The 5853-nt window shown below is 68.3% G+C and carries 6 protein-coding genes; 3 read left to right on the forward strand and 3 right to left on the reverse strand.

Features of this window, described 5'->3' with window-relative positions; all coding sequences use genetic code 11:
- Window position 1: 1 nt before the first annotated feature.
- The gene (locus D5S18_RS22205) at window positions 2–868 is read right to left on the reverse strand and encodes an oxygenase MpaB family protein (RefSeq protein ID WP_120043026.1); all 867 of its coding nucleotides are present in this window, start codon (window positions 866–868) and stop codon (window positions 2–4) included.
- Between the two features lie 205 nt (window positions 869–1073).
- Between D5S18_RS22205 and D5S18_RS22210 the strand changes: the two genes are divergently transcribed.
- On the forward strand, window positions 1074–1709 hold the full coding sequence (locus D5S18_RS22210) for a TetR/AcrR family transcriptional regulator (RefSeq protein WP_120043027.1): 636 nt from the start codon (window positions 1074–1076) through the stop codon (window positions 1707–1709).
- 183 nt (window positions 1710–1892) lie between these two features.
- Here the strand turns inward: D5S18_RS22210 and D5S18_RS22215 are convergent, their stop codons facing one another.
- Window positions 1893–2597: a hypothetical protein gene (locus tag D5S18_RS22215; protein WP_239003937.1), complete on the reverse strand. Its 705-nt coding sequence runs from the start codon at window positions 2595–2597 to the stop codon at window positions 1893–1895.
- Window positions 2598–2768: 171 nt separating this feature from the next.
- Between D5S18_RS22215 and D5S18_RS22220 the strand changes: the two genes are divergently transcribed.
- Window positions 2769–4199: an acyl-CoA synthetase gene (locus tag D5S18_RS22220; RefSeq protein ID WP_203236865.1), complete on the forward strand. Its 1431-nt coding sequence runs from the start codon at window positions 2769–2771 to the stop codon at window positions 4197–4199.
- An 8-nt stretch (window positions 4200–4207) separates the two neighbouring features.
- Here D5S18_RS22220 and dapD read toward each other — a convergent pair whose 3' ends face one another.
- Complete coding sequence (dapD, locus tag D5S18_RS22225; protein WP_120043028.1) at window positions 4208–5155, reverse strand: 2,3,4,5-tetrahydropyridine-2,6-dicarboxylate N-succinyltransferase; 948 nt, start codon at window positions 5153–5155, stop codon at window positions 4208–4210.
- A gap of 51 nt (window positions 5156–5206) precedes the next feature.
- Here dapD and D5S18_RS22230 point away from each other — a divergent pair.
- On the forward strand, window positions 5207–5853 hold a 647-nt coding region (locus D5S18_RS22230; protein WP_120043029.1), incomplete at its 3' end, for a M20/M25/M40 family metallo-hydrolase.

A 5853-nucleotide genomic window follows, 5' to 3' on the forward strand; every position in this document is an offset into this window, starting at 1 on the left:
TCTAGACGAGCGGTCGTCCCGACCGCAGTCGTCTGCGCATGTCGTACAGGTAGGCATTGAGCGGGAACATCCTGAGCTGCTCCGGCATTCGGCCGTGCACGGCGCCGATGGCGCGCAGCATCCGGTCGAAGCGCCGCTGATCGCGTTCGGTCCACGTCATCCGCATCTCGTCGCGCAGGTGCTGGGGGAGCAACCCGCCTACCGCGAAGCGTTGCAGGCGGGCGAAGGCGAGTCGGATGGGGAGCGGCAGCATCTTCATATCGATCAGATCGTCGAAGTAGGCCCGCAATTCGGGTTCGATCTGCTGCTTGCGCAGGTTCTCCTCCCAATACTGTCGGAAGGCGGTGCGATCGGCGGGCCACATGTCCTGGCGGACCTGCAATGTGGTGCCGAAACGCGCACAGTACTGGTAGACAGCGTCGGCTGTCCGCTCATCCATCGGTCCGTACATGCGGGTATGCAGATCATCGACGCCCCAATACAGGCAGGCTGCCACCCACAGTTGCAATGCCGGATCGAAAGCGTTGTAGGCCACCGGACTCGCCTCGGTGGAGTGCACGGGGCGGTGCTGCACGTTGACCGCCGCGCGGTAGGCCCGCCGCTCCGGTTCGGACCCCATCATGGCCACGGCGATGTAGGTGAGAGTGGTCCGCAAGCGCTTCATCGGATGCAAGGTGATCTTGCCGCTGTCGACCGTGCTCTCCAAGACGCCGCGGCCGACCGGGCGCAGGCTCAGCTGCATGATCACATTGGCCGTGCCGCCGAGGAAGGAGGCGACGCCGTCGACGTACTGCTGCACCGTCTCCGGGGTGATCGCCACTTCGGGGGCGGTATAGGCGGTGTCTTTTTCGGGGAGCGGTGCGGTCATCGATATTTCCTCACCCTGTGTGCGGTCTCGAGTGCAACCATGAGAAGGTTGATATATAACTTTCTCATCACCTCGGCGACCGTGTCAATCAGCCTCGGCGACCGTCGCTACCAGCCGCGGTAACGGTGTCGATCGGCCTGCGTCGTCATGAGGCTGTGCGATGCTCGATGTTTCATCGTTTCGCCCGACCCGTAAGGTGGCACCTATGGCGCGGCTGACCCGACTGCTCACACTGGTCCGCACCGCCGAACCGGAGGATCGCAACCAGGCCGAGGTGCTCGACGCGGCCCTGCGCGCCTTCCTGGACTTCGGCATCAAGCGCACCAGCATGGTGGAGGTCGCCCGGCGCTGCAAACTTTCCCTGGCCACCCTCTACCGGCGCTTCGCCGGCAAATCCGACCTCATCCAGGCGGTCGGCCTCTGGCAGGCGCGGCTGTTCGTCGAACAGGCGGACACGGCGCTGCAACGACAGATCGATCGCGACGCTCCGGCCGCCGACCAGATCGTGGAACTGTTCATCGCGTTCCTGAACGGCCTGCGCGAGAACAAATTGCTGGACCGGCTGCTGCAAACCGAACCGGAGATCGTGCTGCCCTACCTGACCGTGCAGGGCGCGCCCGTCATCGAACTGGGCCGAGATTACTTGGCGGAGTTCATTTCCCGACTCCAAGCCGAAGGCAAACTGCCCGCCTACGATCCGCTGCCCGTCGCGGAAATGGTGGCGCGCATGTCCCTTTCGCTCGCGCTGACTCGGCAGACGGTCATCCCGCTGGGCGATGACGCGCTCGCCCGCCGCTTCGCCCGCGATCACGTCGCGCCATCGTTCCGTGCCACGCCCTAGTCGGTGTCGCAATCCACTGTCGCTCGCCGGTGTCGGAATGCGTTGCCGCTCGGCGGTGTCGGAATCTGCTGTCGCTCGGCGGTGTCGGAATACGCTGCCGTTTGGCGTGTCGGAATCCACTGCTGCTCGGTGATGCCGGAATACACAGCCGCCCAGCGCTATCGAGTCCGCTCGTCGAGACGGCTACCAGCGCAGCAGCGCGAGCGCGATCAAGGGTACGGCGGTGAGTACGTCCTCGGTCTGATCGGATCCGGTGCCGTGGGTGTGCGCCGCCACCGCGAACCACGGGCCGAAGGATGCCGAGGCGACCTCGGGCGGCCCGAAGTCCGACCAACCCCACTTGCTGCCCAGGACGCCGGGCAGTCGCGCGGTGCCCCAGTCCTGTTCGGTGCCGTCGGCGGCCGTCGCGGACGCGTCGGCCATCCAGCCGAAGATCGGTGAACCCGGATCGGTGCGCTGCTTGGCGGCCAGGAAGTCGGCCACGTCGGCCGTGCTGGTGGTGGCCGACCCCCAGTCCGGACCGGGGTGGGTCTCGCGCAGCCCGTATTCACGGGCGGTCACCTCGATTGCTTGAGGGTAGCGGGCATCGAGTTCGCCGGCCGCCGCGTCGTCGGAATCGCGAATCATCCGCTCGGACAGCGAGTAGTCGAGGGCCGACCCGTCGCCGTGGCGCAGCGCGTAGTCGACGATGAACAGTTTGGACAGCGAAAGGCCGCTGCGCACCTCGTGCTCGTTGGCGCTGCCGAAACCAGGACCGAGCGTGGTGCGCAGGGAGATCGCGGTCCGGTCCGGAACCGCCCGCACCTCGTCGGCGTGGGCGCTCGCCGCGGCGAACACCAGCCACATCCCCGCCGCACCGAGTGCGACCGCTTTCGTGCCTGAGCCCACGGTGACCTCCTGGGGTCGGTGCGCCGGGCGGGCGCTGGGTCGAGACAACCTCGAGCGGGACCGATCCGAGACGGCGACACGCGGATGCTGCAAGATTGCTATCTATTCGGATCCGCGCCGGGGGTGCGGACCCGGCACCGGATTCGGCCCGGCGGGCAGTAGCGTGGGCGAATGTCGTTCGGCCCGCCGCTGCTGCTCAGCTCCCTGAATCCGCTCGCCGTCGCCAAGGGCGCGGATATTCCGAACGCCGTCACCATCGACGGCGTCACCCTCTCGCGCGGCGATCTGCTCGGCGCGGCCACCTCGGTGGCCGAACGCGTCGCCCGCGCGGATCGGGTGGCCATCCTGGCCGAACCGACCGTGAGCACCGTGCTCGCTGTGGTCGGCTGTCTCATCGCGGGGGTGACGGCGGTGCCGGTGCCGCCGGATTCCGGTGCGGCCGAACAGGCCCACATCCTGGCCGATTCGGGTGTGCAGGCGTGGCTCGGAAAGGCGCCGGAGGGCACCGGCCTGCCGGTGGTTCCGGTCCGGGCGCACGCCAGATCCTGGCATACCTATCCCGAACCCGACCCTGGCGCAACGGCTTTCATCCTCTACACCTCGGGCACCACCGGTCTGCCCAAGGGGGTGGTGCTCAGTCGCGCCGCCATCGCCGCGGGTCTCGACGCGCTGGCCGACGCCTGGTCCTGGACATCGAATGACGTTCTGGTGCACGGTCTTCCGCTGTTCCACGTGCACGGGCTCATCCTCGGCGTCCTGGGCGCGCTGCGGGTCGGCAGTCCGCTGATCCACACCGGCAAACCCACCCCGCAGGCCTACGCCGCCGCCTCGGGCACCCTGTACTTCGGCGTGCCGACGGTATGGTCGCGCATTGTCGAAGACCCGACCGCCGCAAAGCAATTGGCCGATGCCCGGCTGCTGGTCTCCGGGAGTGCGCCGCTGCCGGTCCCGGTCTTCGAGAAGTTGCGCGAGCTGACCGGCCACGCACCGGTCGAGCGCTACGGCATGAGCGAGACCATGATCACCCTGTCCACCCGCGTCGACGGCGAGCGCAGGCCGGGTTGGGTCGGCACTGCGGTGCGTGGCGTGTCGACCAGGCTGCGCGACGAGGCGGGCAATCCGGTGCCGCACGACGGCGAAAGCGTTGGCGGACTTCAGCTCTCGGGGCCGATGCTATTCGACGGCTACCTGAATCGCCCCGAGGTCACCGCCGAGAGTTTCACCGCCGACGGCTGGTTCAAGACCGGCGATGCGGCCGTCATCGATGCGGACGGTTTCCACCGCATCGTCGGCCGCGAATCGGTGGATCTCATCAAGTCCGGCGGTTACCGGATCGGTGCGGGCGAGGTGGAGACGGCGCTGCTCGGACATCCGGAGGTGGCCGAGGCGGCCGTGGTCGGTCTCCCCGACCCCGACCTGGGGCAGCGCATCGTTGCCTTCGTGGTGCTGCGCGGCCCCGCGGGCGCCGATACCGAGCGGGACCTCATCGACCATGTGGCCCAGCAGCTTTCGGTGCACAAGCGGCCGCGCGAGATCCGGGTGGTCGACGCGCTGCCCCGCAATGCCATGGGCAAGGTGCAGAAAAAGCTGCTGGCGCAATAGGGGGTGGGTTAGTCGTTGACGTGCAGGGCGGCGTTGAGTTCGATCCCGGCGCCCTGCTTGGCGACCACCTCGACCGCGCCGGTCCGCGAATTCCGCCGGAACAGCAGATTGTGCTGTCCGCTGAGCGCGGCGGCCTTGATGACGGCGCCGTCCGGGCCGACGACCTTCGTGCCTGCCGTCACGTACAGGCCGGCCTCCACCACGCAGTCGTCGCCCAGCGAGATGCCGATCCCCGCGTTGGCGCCGAGCAGGGAGCGCTCGCCGATGGAGATGACGGCCTTGCCGCCGCCGGAGAGCGTCCCCATGATGGACGCGCCGCCGCCGATATCGGAGCCGTCGCCGACCACGACGCCCGCCGAGATGCGACCCTCCACCATGGACGCACCGAGGGTGCCCGCGTTGAAGTTGACGAAGCCCTCGTGCATCACCGTGGTGCCCGAGGCCAGGTGCGCGCCCAGGCGGACCCGGTCCGCGTCGCCGATGCGCACGCCGGAGGGCACCACGTAGTCGACCATGCGCGGGAACTTGTCCACGCCGTAGACGGTGACGGGTCCGCGTGCCCGCAGCCGCGCCCGCGTGGTCTCGAAACCCTCCACCGCGGCCGGGCCGTAGTTGGTCCACACGACATTGCTGAGCAGGCCGAACTGGCCTTCGAGGCTGAGCTGATTGGGCCGGACCAGCCGGTGCGAGAGCAGGTGCAGGCGCAGGTAGACATCATGCGCGTCGACCGGCGGGGCGGACAGGTCGGCGATGGTGGTGCGCACCGCGATCACCTCGACCCCGCGCGCGGCATCCGCACCGAGCAGCGCCGCGTACTCCTCCGGGACCAGCTCGACCCGCTTGGTGCCGGTTTCGCTGAAGACGCCCAGCTCCGGGCTCGGGTACCAGGTGTCGAGGACGGTCCCGTCCGAGGTGACATTGGCGATGCCGACTGCTGCTGCTCCCTGAGTGCTCACGCCAACAGAGGTTACCGACCCGCGCGAACCCGGCCGAGTTAGCCTGGGCCGGTGAACCTGGACCTGCGCGCCGACCCCATCGCCCTGACCGCCGCACTAGTCGATATCGCGAGCGTCTCGCGCGACGAGGACCGGATCGCGACCTTGGTGGAGCGCGCCCTGCGTGAGCAGACCGCGGGCTTCCAGATCCTGCGGCACGGCAATGTGGTGTTGGCCCGCACCGATCGCGGTCTGCCCAGCAGGGTGATCCTCGCGGGGCACCTGGATACGGTCCCCATCGCCGACAATGTGCCCAGCCGCTACGAGACCGATGCCGCGGGCGAGCGGTTGCTCTACGGCTGCGGCAGTGTCGACATGAAATCCGGTGACGCCGTGTTCCTGCATCTGGCCGCCACTGTGGCAGACCCGGCGCACGATCTGACCCTGATCTTCTACGACTGCGAGGAGATCGCCTCGGAATTCAATGGTTTGGGCCATATCGAGCGCGAATTGCCCGAGTGGCTCGACGGCGATCTGGCGATTCTCGGCGAACCCTCCGGCGGGTGGATCGAGGCGGGCTGTCAGGGCACGCTGCGGGCCAGGCTCACCACCTCCGGTGTGCGCGCGCATTCGGCGCGAGCGTGGCTGGGGGACAACGCGATCCATCGTCTCGCCCCGATCCTGCGGCGGCTGAGCGACTATCGGGCGCGCGAAGTGGA

This window comes from Nocardia panacis (genome assembly GCF_003598715.1).
Classification (GTDB): Bacteria; Actinomycetota; Actinomycetes; order Mycobacteriales; family Mycobacteriaceae; genus Nocardia; species Nocardia panacis.